The organism is Sulfitobacter donghicola DSW-25 = KCTC 12864 = JCM 14565 (assembly GCF_000622405.1).
In the GTDB taxonomy this organism is placed as follows: Bacteria; Pseudomonadota; Alphaproteobacteria; order Rhodobacterales; family Rhodobacteraceae; genus Sulfitobacter; species Sulfitobacter donghicola.
The window spans coordinates 3,022,151-3,042,379 of record NZ_JASF01000005.1 but is presented as its reverse complement, the minus strand read 5'-3'; the positions used below and the strand labels follow the sequence as shown (position 1 = coordinate 3,042,379).

The following is a 20,229-nucleotide window of genomic DNA, read 5'->3' as shown; positions in this document are numbered from 1 at the left end:
GCGCTTAAACGCTCCGTATATAAATTGCATAATCAGTATTATGTTAATTAAAGATTGATGTAGATCAATCAACCATGGCGCTGATTGGCTATCCTACACCACCAATGCATACCTTTCGGACAACCTACATCGCCACACGCAAACCGCCCAAGGCTATGATGTAACGGTCAGGAGAACCATAACCAATGAACATTCATCCAATCCTGCTGACCAGCCTTTGCGCTGTTTTCCTCGGCGCATGTAGCTTGCCCACCGCTGAGCAACGCCAAGCGATAAAACACGGACAGGTTATTTACGCCAAAGAATGTGCGCAATGTCATGGACCCACAGGCCAAGGTGCTGGAGAAGCCTCTTTGGGGCTTGGTGTTGCGCCGCCTGACCTTACGCTACTAAGTGCAGGAAATGACGGCGAATTCCCACGGGAATTCGTGCGCAGATATGTTCTGGGTCTGGTTGAAAAGGATGATCCAGAGGCCGCGATGCCAGAGTTCAAAACAGTTGGGCTGCGTCACGTTTACCCCAAAGGCGGCGCTGATGGTGAGGTGTTGGAAGCCGATTTTTCAGACCTCTTGGAATATCTGGAAAAAATACAGAAATAGAACAGGTTAAGATGCGAGGTTAATCAAATATTCACTGCGTTTCGAATGGTGATCAAACCCGCCGTGCACGGGTTGGGAAGTTAAAGATTTCAACCAAAAACGCAGTGAACAATCCGAACGTCAATAACCCGTGAGTTGCGGTTAAACCCGCCAGCAAACGCCATTCTTCAGGTAAAACAACGTCACCGTATCCAACCGTCGTAAAAGATACGATCGAGAAATATAACGCCGGTTCCAACGCGTCAAAGAGGCCGATTGTCATATACAAAACGGCCCACCCCCAAACAGAACAGGTTAGTACAAACAAAATCCAAATCGCTGCGATATTTAGATCAAATATCAACGGTAAGCGATTGTATCCAAACATGTTTGTATCGTTCAACCATCTTAGCATCCGCCCCGCCAAGTCAAACAAAATGATCGAAATCGCCAATGACGCGACAATCATCGCGGATCCGACAAGAAGTGCAAACAGCATTCTAACGTCCTTCTATTTGCCTCGGTTTAAACGCGAACCCTATCTGTAGGGTATCGTTGATGAACAGGCAAACTGACGTGATCAATTTATTTGAAAGAACAAGTTGATATGCCAATAATCCGATATAACGGACAAAACCGTATCGTTGCGGTCGCAATCAGAACCAGACCGACAATCATGCTCAGATAGGCGAAAAAGCCAGAAGACCAAATTGGCGGAACGTTTAGAAGTGGCGCAAAAAACGCCACAAGACCAAGACCTGCACGAATGAGCCGATCCATATTTCCCAAATTTGCTGTTAACATCTGCAATCCTCGATTGGTTGGGGTTTCGGGGGCATGCGCCCTACCCTGTTCGTTGTTATAAGGTTTTCGAACTTGGCATTTGATCTAGCTCAACGGTCCTATCCTTTGGTGGTGGATCAGCCCGTGCTGTGGCAGGCTGGCGTAAACCTGGGCTCTCGACCTTGCAAAGCGCGCGGATAATCGTTGCACATCACGCAGCGCTGTTGTTGAACCATATCAAAGCAGACCTGCCCGCAGGGCTTTCCACATCGCCACCCAACAAAAGGCTCTGATCATGGTAAAGGAAACCGAAGACTCCGCAGTTTTGAATGCGATTTTGGATGCGGCAGTCGATGCGATGATCGTGTCAGACCATAAAGGGATCATCGAACGCGCAAATGCAGCCGCCGCCAAGATGTTTCAGTACGAAACATCCGAGATGATCGGAAAAAGCCTGAACATCCTCATGCCTGCTGCTTTGGCTGCGCAACATGACGGGTTCATGTCCCACCACATCAAAACGGGCGAAAAGCGGATCATCGGCATCGGGCGCGATGTTGAGGGGCAGCGCAAAGATGGCACAACCTTTCCGCTACATCTATCGGTCGGGAACAGTGAAATCGCAGGACAGCCTTTGTTTGTCGGCATTCTGCATGACCAGACCGAACAAAAAGCCACCGAAGAAATTCTGGCCCGTTCGCAACGTCTGGACGCGATTGGGCAAATGACGGGCGGCATTGCCCATGATTTCAACAACCTGCTGACGGTGATTATCGGCAATCTGGAATTGCTTGAAATGCAAGGTGCGGGCGCGCGCCAGCTGCCTTTGATCAAAGACGCATTAGAATCCGCAGAAATGGGCGCGGATCTGACATCACGGTTGATGATGTTTGCAGGGCGTAGCAATCTCAAACCCGAAGAGGCAGACCTACAGCAGCTTTGCACCGACACGTTGGAAATGATCAAAATGTCGCTCGGTGCGAATTACCAAATCCGAACCGATTTTGCGGCCAACCTTGACCGTGTCCTCATCGACCCGACCCAATTCAAATCTGCGCTGATGAACCTCGCCTTTAACGCGCGTGATGCGATGGGACATAGCGGCGAGCTGCTGATTTCGACCTCTAATGTGACCATTGATGACAGATACATCGCACAGGAAATCGATATCGAACCGGGCCATTATGTGCGGCTAAGCATCAGCGACACTGGCGACGGGATGAGTGCCGAAGCCCAAAAACGCGCTTTTGAGCCCTTTTTCACCACAAAAACGGAAACAGGTGGCACGGGGCTTGGGCTTGCGATGGTTCACGGGTTTATGCGCCAATCCGCCGGCCATGTGACCCTTTATAGCGAACTGGGCTTGGGCACGAGTTTCGGCCTCTATTTCCCAACCCTTACCGATGATGCCAAAGAAACGCCCGCCTCGGACACAGACCTACAGGTTAACCCCAAACCTGAAAGTTACTCAGAGGGAAAGGTGGTTCTGGTTGTTGAAGATAACGCAAAGGTGCGCAAACTCTCGCTTGAACGTATCCAAAGCCTTGGGTTTGAAACCTTAGAAGCCGATAGCGGTGATGCGGCCTATCAATTGCTGTTGAACGGTGCGCGGGTTGATCTGGTGTTTTCGGATCTTGTCATGCCAGGCAGCTTGAACGGCTATGACTTGGCAGCAAAAGTCGAAGCGGAATTTCCAAACCTGAAAGTTCTTTTAACCTCGGGTTATGCGGGCGATGTTATTTCTAGCCGCCTGCCCCAAAGCCACCCCTTTGAGCTGCTGCACAAACCCTACCGCCAAGCGGAATTGGTGAGCCGCCTCAAACAGATGTTCTCAGCGTGAACAAGGACTTACGTAACGACCTGAACATCCTGAGCAAAAGTATAGCCCACCCCACGGACCGTTTTGATCAGCTTGGGCACTGAGGGGTCCCTTTCGATCTTTTTGCGTAGGCGGGCGATCTGGTTGTCGATGGCGCGATCCAACGGGTGCCATTCAGTACCGCCCGTGAGGTCCATCAACTGATCCCGTGACAAAACGCGTTTGGGCCGCGTGAGGAAAACGCTGAGCAGTTTGAAATCTCCGCTGGTAAGACCACAGGACAAACCAGAACGATCAAGCAGCTCAAGCTGGTCAGGAATAGCGGTCATACCATCAAAGATATAGCGCTGGCTTTCGGCGTTTTTTGGCGCGTCCTTTTGTGGTGCGGTTTCTTCCTTATGGGCCTGCTCTGTCACTTCGGATCGGCGTAAAACGCTGCGAATACGGGCGATGACCTCACGCACATGGAAGGGTTTGGTGATATAGTCATCTGCACCGACTTCCAAACCGACAACACGATCGATCACGTCGTCCTTTCCAGTAAGCATGATAATCGGAACCTGTGAGACATGTCTGATTTCACGGGCCAGTTCGATCCCGTTGTCCGACCCCAGATGAATATCAAGCGTGATAAGGCTCAACTCGCTGGAGGCGACATGCTCCATCAATTGGGCACCTGTTTCTGCTTCGAGAACGCTAAAACCATCCCCTTCCAGAACATTGCGCAAAAGGTTCCTGACCTTTTTATCGTCATCCACAACTAGGACAGTTTGGTCGCTCATTTACCACCTCCTCCTAGTGAGTTTGCCATCAGGGTTTCCAACAACCCTGCCCTTACAGGAACACCGTTACAAAATGATACATAAACCTGCAAACTCAAAGTAATCCCAAATACAATTACAATTCAAGGTAAGGCCAACCTTATTAGAGAGCCTGCCAAATGTATGTCACGAACCCCTCCGAATTCGCTGCCGAAGCTTCTTTTGCTCCGCTACATATTAGCTGCCCCCACTCTGTTGAAACCCAACTGAAACCAGGGGCATATCTATTTTATGAAGGCGACGAGGTTGAGTGGCTTTATCAGGTGACAAGCGGCGTTGTGCGCCTGACCCGCCTTTTGTCTGACGGTCGCAGACAGGTGATCGCCTTTGGCTATCCTGGTGATATCGTTGGATTTCCTGCTGATGGGTTGCATCACACCGATTGTGAAGCCTTAACCGAAACCCGCCTGCAACCCTTCCGTCGCTCTATTCTGGAAACAGGCGATGGCGATCCTAAAATGCACCGCGACCTTCTTCAGGCCGCCTTGCGCGAAATCAGCGCGATGCAGGACCACTTTATGATGCTTGGCCGCAAATCCGCGAATGAAAAGCTTGCCTCGTTTCTTTGTGTCTTGGCGGAACGTGTCGGCAAGGATTTAGGTTCATCCCGCAGTGTAACCCTGCCCATGAGCAGATCCGACATCGCGGATTTCCTAGGTCTCACCACCGAAACCGTTAGCCGGACATTCACCCAATTGCGCAAAAGCAAAATCATCGCAATCGAGAATATCCACACCATCATCATTCAACGCCCAACCGCCCTGCTGGGGCTATCCAAAGGCGAATAAGGCAAAATGTTTGGATTGATCAGTCCGCGCAATTGACCCTGATCAATCCAACCACTGCAAGGAACCGCTAGGCTGGTGCGAAATTAAACACTGCTACAACGGAGCAATCCAATGGGCCTAAAAACGATCCTTGTCTGCCTTACCACACCGGAAAACGCGGAAACGCTGATGAAAGTGGCCGTTCCTTTGGCCCGCAAACACGGCGCGCATTTGATCGGGCTTCATACAATCGAAGCCTTGCTGGTTTACCCCGGCATAGCGATGCACATCCCCGAAACCGCCTTTGCAAAATTCAGCGCAAGCCAGAAACAGGACTCCCAAGAGATCAGAGGCGTCTTTGAAAAACACACAGCTGCTGAGGATTTCATCAGCGAATACCGCCTCATCCACGCAGAGGCCGTTAGCGCGAATGAAAGGATGGTCGAATCCGCCCGCGCCGCCGATCTGGTGATTATGGCGCATGAAGACAAAGACAATGACCGCTTTGATCAACGCAATGCCCAGACCCAAGTCATCCGCGAAAGCGGGCGCCCTGTAATCGTGGTACCTTTGGGGTATAAAGGCCCTGAAATTGGATCAAACCTGCTGCTGGGTTGGAGCGACACCAGAGAATCCGCCCGCGCGGCGCATGATATGTTGGCGATCGCTGATGAGGGCGCTCAGGTAACCGTTCTGCGGGTTGGCAAAGGGTCCAAAGATGCGTTGAAAGACAGTGATGCAATCGACATCACCGAAGGGTTGGCGCGCCACGGGATAAAGCCAACATTGGAAATCCGCGAGGCAAAAGGCGCTAGCGTTGCTGAGGTTCTAAATCGCACCGCTTTTGAAAAAGGCGCCGACCTGATCGTTACAGGTGCTTTTGGACATTCTCGTGCCTATGATTTTGTATTGGGCGCAACCACCTATGCCCTGCTAAAGGAACAGGAGATTCCGGTGCTGTTTAGCAAGTAAGCGGGATTTCGGTGATATCTGCCCAGATCGGCAGATGGTCAGACGCAATCCGCGACACTGCGTTTTGCTGAACACCGGCATCATAGATGGCAATGCCTTTTGACAAGGCAAACCTGTCCAATCCCGCGATAGGTCGGCGCGCATGAAAAGATCGCCCCGGGCTTATCACATCAAACCGCTCCTCTAGGGCTTCAAAACCGCGCGTCGCTGACCATTCGTTGAAATCACCCGCTATGACTGAACGCCGATCTTTTTGGCAAGCGCCCTCAATCAGCGCCAACTGTGCCCGTCTATCGCGCCGCCGCAGCCCCAGATGCGCCGCAACAACATCTATTCCGCCAAAGACATCTAACGTCAAACGCACCGCTCCGCGCGGCTCTAACCCCGGTAAGGTTAACCTCGTAACGGCAGAAGTAATGATCCCTTTTCGCACCAACACAGCGTTCCCGTGCCAGCCCAGACTGATCCCATTGGTAGAGGTTTCAATAACGCGAAAATCCGTCTCACCCTCAATCAATTCAGGCGAAACCGCAGGGGCCCTGACCCCAAGCCGTTTGTCCGCCTCTTGCAGGGCGACAACATCAGCCTCCAACCCGTTCACAACCTCAAGGATCCGATGGGGGTTTCGTTTCTGGTCCAATCCACGGGCTTTGCGGATGTTGTAACTGGCGATCCGTATTCTGTTATCCTGCATCCCCATGATATAGGTTCAAGACGCGCAATTTTAACTGCTAAAAGTAGAAAAACATATGCGAATACTATCAAACAGCACGAGGTTGGTCACCTTGATCTGGGCCCTTCTTGGCCTAACTGCCTTTGTTGCATTGGGGCTGGGGCGCTGGTCTCTTGCCTTTGTCAGCTTTGCGACGTTGGCGTTGTCGCTTGTGCCGCCTTTGCTTGCGGCGCGCTGGAACCTCACGCTTCCCCTCCCCTTTTTGATCTTCACCACATTGTTCTTCATCGCGTCGATTTTCCTTGGCGAAGCGTTTGATTTCTATGAACGGCTTTGGTGGTGGGATCTGGCACTTCATGGCTCTTCGGCTTTGGGGTTTGGGCTGATTGGTTTCCTCTTTATGTTTATGTTGTTTGAGGGCGACCGGTTTGCCGCCCCCCCGTCTGGGGTGGCGTTCATCACCTTTTGTGTCGCCATGACCATGGGCGCGGTCTGGGAGGTTTTCGAATATGCGATGGACCAGAATTTTGGCCTGAACATGCAAAAATCCGGCCTTCCCGATACGATGGGCGATCTGATTGTGAACGCGATCGGGGCGTTGGTTGCCAGCGTGACAGGCTATCTTTATCTGCGCCAAAACGCGGCGGGTTTCTTAGGCAAAGCCATCGGCCAATTCATCAGCGTAAACCAAAGGCTTTATCACAAATACAAACGGGGCCTGAAAAAATAACCCCCTTGTATTAGCCAAAAACCAATTTTTATCCCTGCTTTGATCTGCATCAGTTCAAACATCCCGCTCCATGCGATTGTCCCTTAGGTCATCCAGATTAATTTGGCCAAAGTTTCAGATCGGAGAGCATCATGAACCGTCAAACCATTCTTTTTGTTATGAATGCAGACACACCAGACGATCAAATCAGCGCTGCAGCAGAAAGCGCTGCGCGCGATGATGACCACCTGCTCTGCCTTCTGGCTGACCCGGCGCCGGCCCTGCCTGTTTATGCATATGGCGTTCTCCCCTATGGCGGGATGAATATTCCTGACAACTGGGGGTCCTTGGTGCAGGAGGCCCGTAGCAAACAAGAGGCGAGAGCCAATCAGGTTGAGGCGCTGATCGCCAAAAGCAATACATCCGGCGATGTGCAAACAGTTATGTGCGCAACAGTGGACATCAAACATGCAATTGCCCGCGCAGCCCGTGTGAGCGACGTCGCCTTTTTGGCCAGCAACCTACGCGATACCCCTGATGTCCTGCGCGAGGTCGCCTCGGGAATTTTGTTCCACTCCCCCATCGGTTTGCGCATGAACGGATGTTTACCCCAAGCAGGCAACCGTATCCTTGTTGCATGGGACAGCAGCGAAGCCGCGTCCAGCGCCGTTCATGCGGCCCTTCCTTACCTAAAAGCATCCTCTGAGGTTGCGATCGTTTGCATTGATCCAGACATGAGCGAAGACGGTGACGGCGAAAACCCCGGCTATGATGTTGCCGCTTGGCTCTGTCATCACGGCTGCACTGTCACCATCTCACAATATCCAAGCGGCGGATTGGAGATCGGCGAATGCCTGCAAGATCGCGCATTGGAGTTTGGCGCCGATCTGGTCGTCATGGGCGCTTATGGGCATGCAAGAATGATCCAAACCGTTTTGGGTGGCACCACCCGCAGCATGATGGAACAGACCAAATTGCCAGTCCTGTTAGCGCATTAATTCTAGGGCCCAAATTGCGCTGATTAAACCGCGGATTAGCACCATCTTAATGCGTTGCATTTCCTGTCAGGGCCAGTTCGGGTTAAAATGAGTTGTATCCCCTCAACTCTTGCGAGAAAAATTTACCTATAAAAGAAAAAGTGACCGTTCCATAGGCTAGACAGCAGCGAACAAGGCTGGCAAAGTTTTTTCTATTCTAAATAGGAACTAAACATGCCCTCGGTCCTCATCCTTAACGGTCCCAATCTCAATTTATTGGGTCAACGCCAGCCAGAAGTCTACGGCTCGACGACCCTTGACGATATTGAGACCGCCTGCACCACCCATGCGGATACGCTTGGGCTGGGTGTCAGCTTTTTGCAATCCAACCACGAAGGCGTGCTGATTGACGCCGTGCATGAGGCAAAAGGCACATACCAAGGGCTGATCATCAATGCAGGCGCCTATACGCATACCTCTATCGCTTTGATGGATGCTGTTGCCTCGGTTGAAATTCCTATGGTCGAGGTCCACCTCAGCAATATCCACGCCCGTGAACCTTTTCGTCACGTTTCATACCTGTCAAAAGTGGCAGTCGGCCAGATTTGCGGCTTTGGCGCGCAGGGCTATCTAATGGCGCTCGATGCGCTTAAGGAAAGACTGGTAACATCATGAGTTTACGTGATTATCTCTTAAGTGTTGCAAATAGCCAAAGTATGGAAGAACTATGGGAAGCCCATACTTCCAAAATGGCCGAATACGGTTTTGACCGACTGTTATACGGGTTTACCCGCTATCGCACCTCTACCTCTTTGGGGGATCCCAGTGATTTTATTCTGTTAACCAACCATGACCGCTCCTATACCGATGTGTTCCTCGATGAGGGGCATTATTTCCATGCGCCGATGGTGCATTGGGCATTGGAAAACGAAGGCGCAAAAAGCTGGAAACTCCTTTCCGAAATGGAGCGGACAAAAACCCTAAGCGCGCCTGAACGCCGTGTTCTGGAATTTAACCGCGACATGGGCGTCACAGCGGGCTATTCGATCAGCTTTAAATCGATCTCTGCACGCTCCAAAGGTGCAATCGCACTTACCGCCCAAAAGGGGATAGATCAGCAGGCAATTGATGCCGTCTGGGCAGAACATGGTGCCGATATTACCCTGATGAACAATATCGTTCACCTAAAGATTCTCACGCTGCCCTACTCGGCGCCTAATCGCTCTCTCACCGCGCGCCAGCGCGAAGCACTAGAATGGGTTGGCGATGGGAAAACGACCCAAGATATTGCTTTGCTTATGGGGTTAACCCCCGCCACGGTTGAAAAGCACCTGCGCCTCGCGCGCGAGACCCTATCGGTTGAAACGACGGCACATGCTGTGATGAAAGCGGCGTTTACAAACCAAATGTTCATCATCGACGTCTAAGCTTAATAATTCACTAAATCTGGGTAGGGTATACCTTACTTTTCCAAGGGGAAAAAAAGAGGCACATTCACCTTGTCAGATCATAAGGCTTAGCTGGTTTGGCAGACGGCTTAGATACCTTTGGAATTACAATGCTCTATCAAGCCGCCGGTACCAGCGGGATCAATATTCGATCCCGCTGGCCGGAGCAACTGATGCCCCTGCTCTCCCCAGAGCCTTCAGTATTCAGGGACAACAGTTTGGTGCAGCTTATCGTCCCAGAGGGGCTGCACCATCGCCCTTTTGCTTATAGAAAATCAGCCCTGTGTGATCCCATCGTTCGGTTTTCCAAAGCAACTGTTCCAACAGCCGGTTCTAAAGCAAAATTCAAACACCAAACGAAAAAAGGCGGGGCATAACCCCGCCTTTCGTACCCTAATGTTGGGCTGAATTAGCCCTGAGCAGCTTTTGCAACTTCAGCTGCAAAATCTTCTTTTACAACTTCGATGCCTTCGCCAACTTCCAAACGCACGAAACCTGTGATGGTTGCGCCTGCTTCTTTTGCTGCGTCAGCAACGGTCAGGTCAGGGTTCACAACGAACTGTTGGTTCAGCAATGTGACTTCGGACATGTATTTCTTCATACGGCCAACGATCATCTTTTCGATCACGGCTTCTGGCTTGCCAGATTCACGTGCGATGTCGATCTGAACCTGCTTTTCTTTCTCAACAACAGATGCGTCAAGATCAGCTTCGGACAAGGACGCTGGGTTTACAGCTGCGATGTGCATCGCAACCTGTTTGCCAAACGCGTCATCGCCACCGGACATGGCAACCAATACGCCGATTTTACCCATGCCTGGTGCTGCTGCGTTGTGAACATAAGACACAACAACGTCACCTTCGATGGAAGACATACGGCGCACGGACATGTTTTCACCGATAACGGCAACAGCGTCTGTCACAGTCTGCTCAACGGATTTGCCACCCATGTCAGCCGCTTTCAGCGCGTCAACGTCTGCTGCGGAAACCGCAACATCAGCAATACCTGCAACCATTTTCTGGAAGTCAGCGTTTTTTCCTACGAAATCTGTTTCAGAGTTAACTTCAACCGCAACACCGCGACCGCCTTCAACTTTAACAGCTACAAGACCCTCTGCCGCTGTACGGCCGGATTTCTTCGCAGCTTTAGCCAAGCCTTTGGTGCGCAGCCAGTCAACTGCTGCTTCCATATCGCCTGCTGTTTCTGTCAACGCCTTCTTGGCGTCCATCATGCCCGCGCCGGTCGCGTCGCGGAGTTCTTTGACCATGGATGCTGTAATTGCCATCGCTCTGGTTCCCCTATGAAAGTGTAAAAGTATGGGGCGGCTATACCCGCCCCATGTATCAACAGTGCAACAAAGCGATTAGCTTTCTGCAGGTGCCTCGGCTGCTGCTTCTTCTGCAACAGCTTCTTCAACAGGTGCTTCTTCCATCGCGCCCAGATCAACGCCAGCGGCGCCCAGCTGTGCGGACATACCGTCAAGAGCAGCACGTGCCGCCAGATCGGTGTAAAGAGCGATCGCGCGTGCCGCGTCGTCGTTACCTGGAATGATATAATCGATGCCATCTGGTGAGCAGTTCGTGTCAACAACAGCAACAACTGGAATACCCAGCTTGTTCGCTTCTGCGATTGCCAGCTGCTCTTTGCGCACGTCGATCACAAAGATCAGGTCAGGACGGCCGCCCATTTCGCGGATACCACCAAGAGAAGCCTGAAGCTTGCCTTGGTCACGTTCCATGCCCAGACGCTCTTTCTTTGTCAGGCCGCTAAAGCCCAGCTCGGATTGTTCGTCGATGTGCTTGAGGCGCTGGATGGATTTGGAAACCGTCTGCCAGTTGGTCAGCGTGCCGCCGAGCCAGCGGTGGTTCATGTAGTACTGTGCGCATTTCTCTGCGGCATCTGCGATAGGCTGTGCTGCCTGACGCTTGGTACCAACGAAAAGAATGCTGCCGCCTTTGGCGACTGTGTCACGGATAACTTTCAGCGCTTCGTCCAACATTGGAACGGTCTGTGTCAGATCCATGATGTGAATGCCGTTACGTGAGCCGTAGATGTACGGACCCATACGTGGGTTCCAGCGCTGTGTCTGGTGACCAAAGTGTACGCCTGCTTCTAGCAGCTGACGCATGGAGAACTCAGGAAGAGCCATGTCGTTATACCTTTCCGGTTTAGCCTCATCGGGGGTATGACACGCGGAATGCGCACCAACCGGCGGAACCTTTGGGATTTCTCCCCATTGGTCCCATCCCCGACTGCGGGATTAAGTAGGGCGCGATTACCCCAGGTTTCCCTTTTGCGCAAGGGCAAAAGGGCGTTTTCGCTGAGATAGAACAGTCTCTCGCTTCTATGCGGTGAAAATCGGCCGCAGGGGCGCTCAATCAGCCGTCAAAGCGGCGGAATGGGCTGCACGTACTGCTGCCTCACAAGCGGCTGCCAGTTCTTTGCGATTTGCAAAATCGGCAACTTTCAAAGGGGTCCCGTAAATCACTTCAACCGATCCTGATCGCGCAGGCGCAAGGGTTGCCAGCAGATGGGTGCCAAATTCCATGCTGCCCCACCAGCCATAGAAACGGCGGTCCATCCCCGCTGGCGCGTGATACATCACCGTGACAGGTTGGATTTCGATTTCGTCGCGCAGCTCATCCGCGAAGAACGACTGGAACAATGTTGTTTTAAAGGGCAGCACCTGAAGGCCATCCGTACTGGTCCCTTCGGGGAAAAACAGCAGCTTGTGGCCAGCTAACAACCTTTCTTGAAACAGTTCGGTCTGCGCGCGCGCACGCGCAGGGTTGCGTTCGATAAACACAGTGCCCGTCGCCCGTGCCAGCCAGCCGATACCGGGCCATGATGCGACCTCGGATTTGGAGACAAAATAGATGCGTTTGGCCGCGTTGAGGGAAAAGATGTCTAACCAACTGCTATGATTGGCCACAACCGCACCGCGCCCCAGCATGGGCTGGCCTGTGACCGAAAACCCCATCCCCAAAATCCGAAAACCGTTCCGGCAAACAAATTGGGTAATATAAGGTGTGAACGGACGGTGAAGCCCGTAAAAGGGCCGCTCGATCAGGCGCGCCAAAAGCAGCAGGAGCAATCCGCCGAACACCAAGATAAACAGGGCAAACCCCCGCAAGAAAACCCGCAACCAGCCAAGCCCCCGTATATGGGGCATGTCAGGGTGGCTTCCCTTATCCCATGTCGGGCTCATCCGCGGCTACCCCCGTATATGCGGGCCTGCCGCGCGTTCATCTGCGCCGTATCCAAAATCAAACACACATCCGTTGTGTTAAAATCACGATCCACAAACGCCCCCTCACCCACAGTGCCCCCTAGCCGCAAATACGCCTTGATCAGGCTGGGCACCTGTACCATGGCGGCAGCGCGATCGCATTTGTCCACATCCACCAGATCCATGCGCTGGAACGCGCTGTCTTGTGCCCGTACACGTAATTCTGGTGGCGCCAAATGGCGCTCATGCAGTAACGACAACGGCGCAGCAAGCTTTTCAATATCTGTTCCATGAAAGCTGGCAACGCCAAAAAGGACTTCTATCCTGTGCTGGGCAACATATTCGGCCACCCCCCCCCAAAGGCAATGCATCGCACTGCCCCCGCGGTAATCCGGATGCAAACAGGACCGCCCCAGTTCCAGCAACCGCCGGCCCGAGTTTTTCAAAACCGTAAGGTCATATTCACCCTCGGAATAAAAGCCGCCCGCCTGTTCGGCTTTGGCGCCGCGTAACAAACGGTAAACGCCGATCACCTCATCACTATCTTTAGGGGTCAGGATCATGTGGTCGAAAAAGGGATCAAAGCGATCGCGTTCCAATCGGTTTTCATGGTCCACCAGCTCTCCGCTGCCGCCCAGCTCTTCGATAAACACATCATAGCGAAGCCGTTGCGCTGCGCGCAGCTCAGCATTGGATGTTGCCAGTTTCACTGTAAACTCTGTCCGGCCCTGACGGGTCATGACGATCCTCATTTTCTATTCGCGCCCCAGATAAGCCGCCAGCTGCGACTATACAACACAAAGACCCAGCTAATGGTTGCAATCTAGGGTTGTTCATGTTCAAGTTTAGCTAGGAGATCACCAAACTGGTGATGAAAAAATGGACATCACGTTTCAAACACAGGGAGCAAAGCTATCCGAGCGCTATCGATCACAACTTTACCCGTTTCCCTAAAGTTGACGGTGACCTTTCCACCGATATTGCTTTGCACTTGTCCAACGCCCCAATCTGGCATTTGGGGATGTTTTACCAACATTCCCGGCGTCAATATTGCATTGAAATCATCCATCCTAGTTTCCTTAACCCATTGGAGGCCACCGTTATGGGCCAAGAATTCGACTTTTCTGCACTTATCGGCAGCCGGATTTGTCACGACCTAATATCGCCAATTGGCGCCATCAACAATGGTTTGGAGCTGTTACAGCTAACCTGCCCTGACGGCAGTATGGAAATGGAACTCATCGCGGATAGCGTGAAGAATGCAAGCGCCCGCATTCGTTTTTTCCGCATCGCATTCGGCGCTGCCAGCAACCAACAGGTTGGCCCCCAAGAGGTCATCTCGGTGCTGGACGATATGTATGCGGGGACGCGGGTATCGGTTGTTTGGGGCCCACAGGACGGGCTGCCGCGCGATACTGTGCGCTTGGCGTTTCTGGCGCTGCTATGCCTTGAAACCGGCATGCCATTCGGCGGCAGAATCGAAGTCTCCTTCGCGGAGGGTCAACTGGTCATGAAAGGCCATGCCGACAAGTTCACAATTGATCCCGCGCTCTGGGGCTTGCTCGAAGGGGCTATTTATGAGGAAAAACTGCTGCCAGCCCAGTTGCAGTTTGGCCTTTTGCCACATCTTTCCCAAAAATCAGATCGGAAGTTGTCGATCGTCAAAGATGAAAACCTCATCACAATGACGATTTAACTGCGGATCGCGCCATCTCCAGTCACCAGATACTTAAAGCTGGTGAGCTGGGTCGCCCCGACAGGGCCGCGTGCATGCATCTTGCCCGTGGCGATGCCGATCTCGGCCCCCATGCCAAACTCTCCGCCATCCGCAAACTGGGTCGAGGCATTGTGCATGATGATCGCACTATCCAGCGTATTCATAAATTTCACCGCAGCATCCGCATCTTCGGTGATGATGCAATCTGTGTGGTTTGAGCCGTATTGACGGATGTGATCAATCGCTTGGTCGATCCCGTCCACTTGACGGGCCGCAACGATCATATCCAAAAACTCGCGCCCCCAATCATCGTCTGCGGCAGCGATAACGCCTTGGATTTGCTGCAATTCAGCGTCTCCACGCACTTCGACGCCCGCATCAACCAGCGCACGGATCACCCCCATGCCTATCGTCTGAGCGACGTCTTTGTGGATCAGTAAACATTCCGCCGCGCCACAGATCCCTGTGCGGCGGGTTTTGGCGTTCAACACGACCTTCAAAGCCTTTTCTGCATCGGCCTCTTTGTCGATATAGATGTGAACAATCCCCTCAAGGTGCGCAAACACGGGCACGCGAGCTTCCCGCTGGACCAAACCAACCAGACCCTTGCCGCCACGTGGCACAATCACATCAATTGTATCTGTCATCGTCAGCATTTCCTGCACCGCTGCGCGATCACGGGTGGGCACCAGCAGGATCGCGTCTTCGGGGAGGTTCGCATCGCGTAGCCCTTCCTGAAGGCAGGCATGCAAGGCGCGGCTGCTGTGAAAACTCTCGGAACCGCCGCGCAAAATCACCGCATTCCCTGCCTTGAGGCAAAGCGCACCCGCATCGGCTGTCACATTCGGGCGCGATTCATAGATGACCCCGATCACCCCCAAAGGCGTCCGCACACGGCGGATATTCAAACCATTCGGCTGCTCCCATTCCGAGATCACCTCGCCCACGGGATCAGCCTGTTCGGCAATGGCACGCAAACCGTCGATAATCCCCTGCAAGCGTTCTTCGTCCAGCTTCAAGCGGTCTAACATCGCGGGGCTGAGGCCCTTTTCGGTACCAAACACCATATCTTCAGCATTAGCGGCAAAAATGGCTTCGCGGTTTTTCCAAACGGCTTCTGCGGCTGAAATCAAGGCAGCATGTTTGCGCTCGGCTGTGGCTGTTGCCAATTCAGCGGCCGCCGCTTTTGCGCGTGCGCCGATATCAGCCATCAAGGTGGAAATGTCAGAAGTCTGTGTCATCTTATGTCCTCACAAAGCCATATCATCGCGGTGGATCAATGCCGCACGCCCAGGGTAGCCCAATAGCGCTTCGATCTCTGCGCTTTGGTGCCCTTTAATCTGTTTCGCCTCACCTGCCGTATAACGAGATAGGCCAAAGCCAACCCCTGCCCCATCCGGTCCGACCAAAGCCACGGAATCTCCGCGCTCAAACTGGCCAGAAACGGCGGTTACACCCGCGGGCAGCAGGCTATTGCCGCGTTGCAAAGCGTTGACCGCACCCGCATCAAGGGTCAACTCTCCCATCGGCTTTAACGCAGCAATCCAGCTTTTGCGTGCCGCTTGGGGATCGGTTTGCGCCGTAAACCACGTGGCATTTGCCCCGTTCATCAACGCAGAAAGCGGCCGCATGACCGACCCTTCGGTGATCGCCATCGCACAACCGGCTGAAACGGCCGTCTTGGCCGCCATTACCTTGGTCTTCATCCCGCCTTTGCTCAGGCCTGAGCCCGCATCACCTGCCATTGCTTCGATCTCGGGTGTGATCCGTTCGATCACGTCATAGCGGGTGGCGGTGCTGTCGGTGGATGGGTTTGCCGAATAAAACCCGTCTACATCGGACAGCAGGATCAATTGATCCGCGCCGACTGTCACAGCGATTTGCGCCGCCAAACGATCATTGTCGCCAAATCTGATTTCATCCGTCGCGATGGTGTCATTCTCATTCACAATCGGCACCGCCCCATAGCCCAGCAAACTGCTCAGCGTTGCGCGGCTATTGAGGTATCTGCGCCGATCCGAACTATCCTCAAGCGTCACAAGAACCTGAGCGGTCTTGATACCATGCGGGGCCAAAACTTCCTCGTAGGCGCGGGCCAAACGGATCTGGCCAACTGCCGCCGCCGCCTGAGACTGCTCAAGCGCCAGCGCGCCAAGGCCTAAGCCCAAAACCCCACGCCCCAGCGCAATCGAGCCCGAAGACACCAGAACCACATCGGTTCCGCCCTGCTTTAGCATGGCAACGTCTTGCGCCAGCGAGGCAAGCCAATCCGCCCGCAGATCGCCCGTTTCACGGTCAACCAATAGCGCCGAGCCGATTTTTATAACAATACGTTTGGCGTCAGTTAGGGTTGCCAAGGCGCTTGCTCCTCGGCTGGCTTTTGACGGACACGGTCATCGTCAATCTCTGCGCGCAGGGCACGCAGGACCTCCACTGTATTGGTTTGGGCCACGCCCGACATCGGCATTACCACATTGCCGCCGCAAGCTTTTGTTAACTCTTTCAATGCACTTGCAAGCTCTTCCTCATCCAAAGCATCGACTTTGTTCAGGACAGTAATCCGCGGGCGGTCGGCCAATTCACCGCCATAGGCTTCGAGCTCTCCGATGATGGTTTGGTAATCTTCGGTGATCGTCTCGGAAGTGCCGTCGATCAAGTGCAACAGCACAGCACAGCGTTCGACATGGCCCAAAAAGCGATGCCCCAAGCCGCGCCCGTCATGTGCGCCCTCAATCAGACCCGGAATATCCGCGACAACAAATTCAGTGTTATCAACCCCAACAACCCCAAGGTTCGGGTGCAGCGTTGTAAACGGATAATCCGCAATCTTTGGACGCGCATTCGACGTCGCCGCAAGGAAGGTCGACTTCCCCGCGTTTGGCAGGCCCAATAGACCAACATCCGCAATCAGTTTCAGGCGCAGCCAAAGCGTCCGCTCTACCCCGTCTTGCCCAGGGTTAGAACGACGCGGTGCCTGATTGGTCGCGGATTTAAAGTGCAGGTTGCCCCAGCCCCCGTTACCGCCGCGCGCCAGCTGAACACGCTGGCCCAGTTCGGTCATATCCGCGATGACGGTTTCCTGATCTTCGTCCAGAATTTCAGTCCCCACAGGAACACGCAGGACAATATCGTCCCCGTCTTTACCAGTCCGCTGTTTTCCCATGCCCGGCTGGCCGTTTTTGGCGAAAAAGTGCTGCTGATAGCGGAAATCAATGAGGGTGTTCAGCCCATCCACGGCCTCGGCCCAGACCGTACCGCCGCCGCCGCCATCACCGCCATCAGGGCCACCGTATTCGATGTATTTTTCGCGGCGAAACGAAACACAGCCGCCGCCACCAGCACCGGAGCGAATGTAAACTTTGGCAAGATCGAGGAACTTCATGTTATATCCTAAAGGGTTACCGCAGCTTGATGCTGTAGGTCCATGTTGGCACGGTCGCACCGCGCGCAAGGCAGAATGTTTCGGCGTCACCTAGATAGGCGAACCCCGCGTTGATGAGTACTTTGGCTGAGGCAGGGTTATCGTGAAAGACCGAAGCAAACAATGCGTCATTGCCCAGCGGGTTCTCTTTGACCAGTGCCTGCACCGCCTTTGAGGCCACACCTGTGTTCCAGAAAGGCGGCGCAACCCAATAGGAAACCTCTGATTGGTTGCGATCCAGACGCATCAGGCTGATGACGCCCATGACTTCGCCGCCGTCGTGGTCGCCACTATCAATGACCCACACGTCTTCTTCACGCTCGGGCTGCATGGCGCGTTCGATATAGCCCTCAATCACACCTGGTGGCAGCGGGTGTGGAATGCGCGGCGTGCTGCTAGCGAGGCGAAGATCACTGGCGTAATGTTCGATCCGCGTCAGATCAGACATGCGCACAGGACGCAGGGCAAAGCGGGACGTATTTAAAGTTTCTTGTTGCGTTAAGGTGGCCATAATTCAGGATCCTCCAGCAAATAGAACAAACAAAACCGAAGCAACGGTGAGCGCCGCAAGCGTCCACATCAGGTAAGGTTCGGCTCGGGTGCCTGCAACAGTGCGGGCAATCGCGTCGCCCCCCAATGTCCAAAGCGGGTGCATCACCAGCTGGCAGGCCAACAACACCGCCGCCACCGTAGCAGTTGCGGTAAATGGCGCGATGTCGGGCCCGACAAAGGCGGTGAAACTACCGACGATCATGGCCCATGCTTTGGGGTTCAGCGGATGCACGATCAATCCAGCCGCAAAACCAGGGGCGCGCGCACCAGTCTCGCGCTGACCCAAACGCAGGTTCGCAACCTTCCACGCCAGCCAAATGATATAGGCCGCAGAAACATATTTAAGCGCGGCAAACAGCAGCGGCGCCGAGGCCGCCAGCTCCATCAAGCCAAAGCCGATGGGCCAAATGATGAGCTGTTTGCCCAAAGCAACGCCCGCAACAAACGGCAATGCAGCCCGAAAACCAAAACGCGCGCCCGTCGCAAGCAAAGCCATATTCGCAGGGCCCGGTGTGCCGACTTGGGACAAGGCAAAGATCGCCAAGGGAAGGATTGAAATGCTCATCAATGGCCTCCTCGCTTAGCAACAAAGGAATGATCGTTCTGAAACTGTCTCATACGCTCACTCCTTTCTGGGCTAGAGCAAAAATAAAAAAGGGACCGGCGTTTCCGCCGATCCCTGATTTTGTCACATCTTACGGATACGGCTTATTCAGCAGCTTCCGCCACCGGAACGATGGAGATGAACGTGCGGTTTTTCAGGCCCTTGTGGAACTGAACATTGCCTTCAACAGTTGCAAAGATTGTGTGGTCTTTGCCCATGCCAACGTTTTCACCAGGCCAGAACTTTGTGCCGCGCTGACGCACGACAATGTTGCCAGGGATCACGGCTTCGCCGCCATATTTCTTTACGCCAAGACGACGACCAGCTGAGTCGCGGCCGTTACGGGACGAGCCGCCTGCTTTTTTATGTGCCATTAGGTCTCTCCTTAACCTTTTGCCAGCTCTTTAGCCTGTGCGATCCAGTCTTCACGACCCACACGACCTTTGAACGACAGTTTCTCTTCAATAGCTTCCACGTCTGCATCTGTCCATGCCGCAATCTGTGCGAATGTTGTTATGCCTTCAGCGTGCAGCTTGCCTACGATAACCGGACCAACACCAGAGATCTTGGACAGATCGTCGCCGTCGGACTTGGCTGCTTTCTTCGCCTTAGCTGGCTTTTCAGCTTTTGGCGCGTCAGCTTTTGCTTCTTTAGCAGGCTTTGCCGCTTTCGCTGGCTTGGCTGCTTTTGCTTTCTTCGCAGGAGCTGCATCCGCAGATGCGCCTGTGATCGCTGCAACGGCTGCTGCAGATACGGAACCCGTACCAACGGCGGCTGCAACACCGGATTTACCAGCGCCGGATGCCAAGATGTCTGTGATCTTGACCAAGGTCAGTTTTTGACGGTGACCCTTTGTGCGCTTGGAGGAGTGCTTACGACGGCGTTTTACGAAGTGGATTACTTTTTCGCCTTTGATCTGGTCAACAACTTCGGCTTGAACGCCGGCGTCTTCGATCATTGGGGAACCAACCTGAGGGTTGTCACCGCCCAGCATCAGTACTTCGTTGAATTGAACTGTCTCACCGGCAGATGCCGCAATACGTTCTACGCGCAGCATATCGCCCGCTTGAACTTTATATTGCTTACCGCCTGTCTTCAGGACCGCAAACATAGGTCTTCCTTCACTTTTGCCGCGTTCTTTGGCCCCCCGTATTGGGTG

General features: G+C 53.5%; 26 protein-coding genes. 10 read left to right on the top strand and 16 right to left on the bottom strand.

The genetic code is table 11. The annotated features are described in order from the left end of the window. Positions 1-185: 185 nt before the first annotated feature. Positions 186-599 (top strand): c-type cytochrome, encoded by a 414-nt coding sequence (locus Z948_RS18570; RefSeq protein ID WP_025060590.1) that lies wholly within the window; start codon positions 186-188, stop codon positions 597-599. Between the two features lie 52 nt (positions 600-651). On the opposite strand, the gene Z948_RS18270 is transcribed toward Z948_RS18570, so the two are convergent. After that, positions 652-1,077 carry an ion channel gene (locus Z948_RS18270; RefSeq protein WP_037952349.1) on the bottom strand — a complete coding sequence of 142 codons (426 nt, stop codon included), beginning with the start codon at positions 1,075-1,077 and terminating at the stop codon, positions 652-654. 86 nt (positions 1,078-1,163) lie between these two features. Then, positions 1,164-1,382, bottom strand: coding sequence for a YgaP family membrane protein (locus Z948_RS0116165; protein ID WP_025060589.1), 219 nt, complete (start codon positions 1,380-1,382; stop codon positions 1,164-1,166). 274 nt (positions 1,383-1,656) lie between these two features. Between Z948_RS0116165 and Z948_RS0116160 the strand changes: the two genes are divergently transcribed. Next, positions 1,657-3,201 (top strand): PAS domain S-box protein, encoded by a 1,545-nt coding sequence (locus Z948_RS0116160; RefSeq protein WP_025060588.1) that lies wholly within the window; start codon positions 1,657-1,659, stop codon positions 3,199-3,201. A gap of 8 nt (positions 3,202-3,209) precedes the next feature. On the opposite strand, the gene Z948_RS0116155 is transcribed toward Z948_RS0116160, so the two are convergent. Beyond that, positions 3,210-3,962 (bottom strand): response regulator, encoded by a 753-nt coding sequence (locus Z948_RS0116155; protein ID WP_025060587.1) that lies wholly within the window; start codon positions 3,960-3,962, stop codon positions 3,210-3,212. Positions 3,963-4,120: 158 nt separating this feature from the next. Here Z948_RS0116155 and Z948_RS0116150 point away from each other — a divergent pair, with 158 nt between their 5' ends. Both Z948_RS0116150 and Z948_RS0116145 read left to right on the top strand, forming a co-directional pair. Continuing rightward, entirely contained in the window at positions 4,121-4,789 is a 669-nt protein-coding gene (locus Z948_RS0116150) for a helix-turn-helix domain-containing protein (protein WP_025060586.1), read from the top strand. A gap of 111 nt (positions 4,790-4,900) precedes the next feature. Then, a complete protein-coding gene (locus tag Z948_RS0116145; RefSeq protein WP_025060585.1) occupies positions 4,901-5,740 on the top strand; it encodes a universal stress protein in 840 nt (279 codons plus the stop codon). Here Z948_RS0116145 and Z948_RS0116140 read toward each other — a convergent pair. Beyond that, complete coding sequence (locus Z948_RS0116140) at positions 5,730-6,434, bottom strand: endonuclease/exonuclease/phosphatase family protein (RefSeq protein WP_037952387.1); 705 nt, start codon at positions 6,432-6,434, stop codon at positions 5,730-5,732. The two genes, Z948_RS0116145 and Z948_RS0116140, sit on opposite strands and share 11 nt — an antisense overlap. A gap of 55 nt (positions 6,435-6,489) precedes the next feature. Here Z948_RS0116140 and Z948_RS0116135 point away from each other — a divergent pair, with 55 nt between their 5' ends. From Z948_RS0116135 to Z948_RS0116115, 5 genes are all read left to right on the top strand, one after another. Beyond that, positions 6,490-7,143 carry a DUF2238 domain-containing protein gene (locus Z948_RS0116135; RefSeq protein ID WP_025060583.1) on the top strand — a complete coding sequence of 218 codons (654 nt, stop codon included), beginning with the start codon at positions 6,490-6,492 and terminating at the stop codon, positions 7,141-7,143. 131 nt (positions 7,144-7,274) lie between these two features. Then, positions 7,275-8,120, top strand: coding sequence for a universal stress protein (locus Z948_RS0116130; protein WP_025060582.1), 846 nt, complete (start codon positions 7,275-7,277; stop codon positions 8,118-8,120). Positions 8,121-8,333: 213 nt separating this feature from the next. Beyond that, on the top strand, positions 8,334-8,774 hold the full coding sequence (gene aroQ / locus Z948_RS0116125; protein WP_025060581.1) for a type II 3-dehydroquinate dehydratase: 441 nt from the start codon (positions 8,334-8,336) through the stop codon (positions 8,772-8,774). Then, the gene (locus tag Z948_RS0116120) at positions 8,771-9,526 is read left to right on the top strand and encodes a helix-turn-helix transcriptional regulator (protein WP_025060580.1); all 756 of its coding nucleotides are present in this window, start codon (positions 8,771-8,773) and stop codon (positions 9,524-9,526) included. Before aroQ ends, Z948_RS0116120 begins: the two co-directional genes overlap by 4 nt. 98 nt (positions 9,527-9,624) lie before the next feature. Continuing rightward, a complete protein-coding gene (locus Z948_RS0116115; protein ID WP_156023529.1) occupies positions 9,625-9,924 on the top strand; it encodes a hypothetical protein in 300 nt (99 codons plus the stop codon). A 32-nt stretch (positions 9,925-9,956) separates the two neighbouring features. On the opposite strand, the gene tsf is transcribed toward Z948_RS0116115, so the two are convergent. The 5 genes from tsf to Z948_RS0116090 all read right to left on the bottom strand — a co-directional run bounded on the left by tsf (position 9,957) and on the right by Z948_RS0116090 (position 13,845). Then, the gene (gene tsf / locus Z948_RS0116110; RefSeq protein WP_025060578.1) at positions 9,957-10,832 is read right to left on the bottom strand and encodes a translation elongation factor Ts; all 876 of its coding nucleotides are present in this window, start codon (positions 10,830-10,832) and stop codon (positions 9,957-9,959) included. A gap of 78 nt (positions 10,833-10,910) precedes the next feature. Further along, positions 10,911-11,696 carry a 30S ribosomal protein S2 gene (rpsB, locus tag Z948_RS0116105; protein WP_025060577.1) on the bottom strand — a complete coding sequence of 262 codons (786 nt, stop codon included), beginning with the start codon at positions 11,694-11,696 and terminating at the stop codon, positions 10,911-10,913. 225 nt (positions 11,697-11,921) lie between these two features. Next, a complete protein-coding gene (olsA, locus tag Z948_RS0116100) occupies positions 11,922-12,755 on the bottom strand; it encodes a lyso-ornithine lipid O-acyltransferase (protein ID WP_025060576.1) in 834 nt (277 codons plus the stop codon). Continuing rightward, positions 12,752-13,516, bottom strand: a complete 765-nt coding sequence (gene olsB / locus Z948_RS0116095) for an L-ornithine N(alpha)-acyltransferase (RefSeq protein ID WP_025060575.1) — start codon at positions 13,514-13,516, stop codon at positions 12,752-12,754. The genes olsA and olsB overlap by 4 nt, the downstream gene beginning before the upstream one ends. 146 nt (positions 13,517-13,662) lie before the next feature. After that, on the bottom strand, positions 13,663-13,845 hold the full coding sequence (locus Z948_RS0116090; protein WP_025060574.1) for a DUF3553 domain-containing protein: 183 nt from the start codon (positions 13,843-13,845) through the stop codon (positions 13,663-13,665). A 33-nt stretch (positions 13,846-13,878) separates the two neighbouring features. Between Z948_RS0116090 and Z948_RS0116085 the strand changes: the two genes are divergently transcribed. Beyond that, on the top strand, positions 13,879-14,472 hold the full coding sequence (locus tag Z948_RS0116085; protein ID WP_025060573.1) for a histidine phosphotransferase family protein: 594 nt from the start codon (positions 13,879-13,881) through the stop codon (positions 14,470-14,472). On the opposite strand, the gene Z948_RS0116080 is transcribed toward Z948_RS0116085, so the two are convergent. From Z948_RS0116080 to Z948_RS0116050, 7 genes are all read right to left on the bottom strand, one after another. Beyond that, the gene (locus Z948_RS0116080) at positions 14,469-15,734 is read right to left on the bottom strand and encodes a glutamate-5-semialdehyde dehydrogenase (protein ID WP_025060572.1); all 1,266 of its coding nucleotides are present in this window, start codon (positions 15,732-15,734) and stop codon (positions 14,469-14,471) included. The genes Z948_RS0116085 and Z948_RS0116080 overlap by 4 nt on opposite strands. A 9-nt stretch (positions 15,735-15,743) precedes the next feature. Continuing rightward, positions 15,744-16,850 (bottom strand): glutamate 5-kinase, encoded by a 1,107-nt coding sequence (proB, locus tag Z948_RS0116075; protein ID WP_025060571.1) that lies wholly within the window; start codon positions 16,848-16,850, stop codon positions 15,744-15,746. After that, complete coding sequence (gene obgE / locus Z948_RS0116070; protein ID WP_025060570.1) at positions 16,838-17,875, bottom strand: GTPase ObgE; 1,038 nt, start codon at positions 17,873-17,875, stop codon at positions 16,838-16,840. The genes proB and obgE overlap by 13 nt, the downstream gene beginning before the upstream one ends. A gap of 16 nt (positions 17,876-17,891) precedes the next feature. Further along, on the bottom strand, positions 17,892-18,425 hold the full coding sequence (locus tag Z948_RS0116065) for a GNAT family N-acetyltransferase (protein WP_025060569.1): 534 nt from the start codon (positions 18,423-18,425) through the stop codon (positions 17,892-17,894). Between the two features lie 3 nt (positions 18,426-18,428). Further along, on the bottom strand, positions 18,429-19,031 hold the full coding sequence (locus tag Z948_RS0116060; protein WP_025060568.1) for a LysE family translocator: 603 nt from the start codon (positions 19,029-19,031) through the stop codon (positions 18,429-18,431). Positions 19,032-19,174: 143 nt separating this feature from the next. After that, positions 19,175-19,444, bottom strand: coding sequence for a 50S ribosomal protein L27 (gene rpmA, locus Z948_RS0116055; RefSeq protein ID WP_025060567.1), 270 nt, complete (start codon positions 19,442-19,444; stop codon positions 19,175-19,177). An 11-nt stretch (positions 19,445-19,455) separates the two neighbouring features. After that, positions 19,456-20,181 carry a 50S ribosomal protein L21 gene (locus Z948_RS0116050; protein WP_025060566.1) on the bottom strand — a complete coding sequence of 242 codons (726 nt, stop codon included), beginning with the start codon at positions 20,179-20,181 and terminating at the stop codon, positions 19,456-19,458. Between the last annotated feature and the right edge of the window lie 48 nt (positions 20,182-20,229).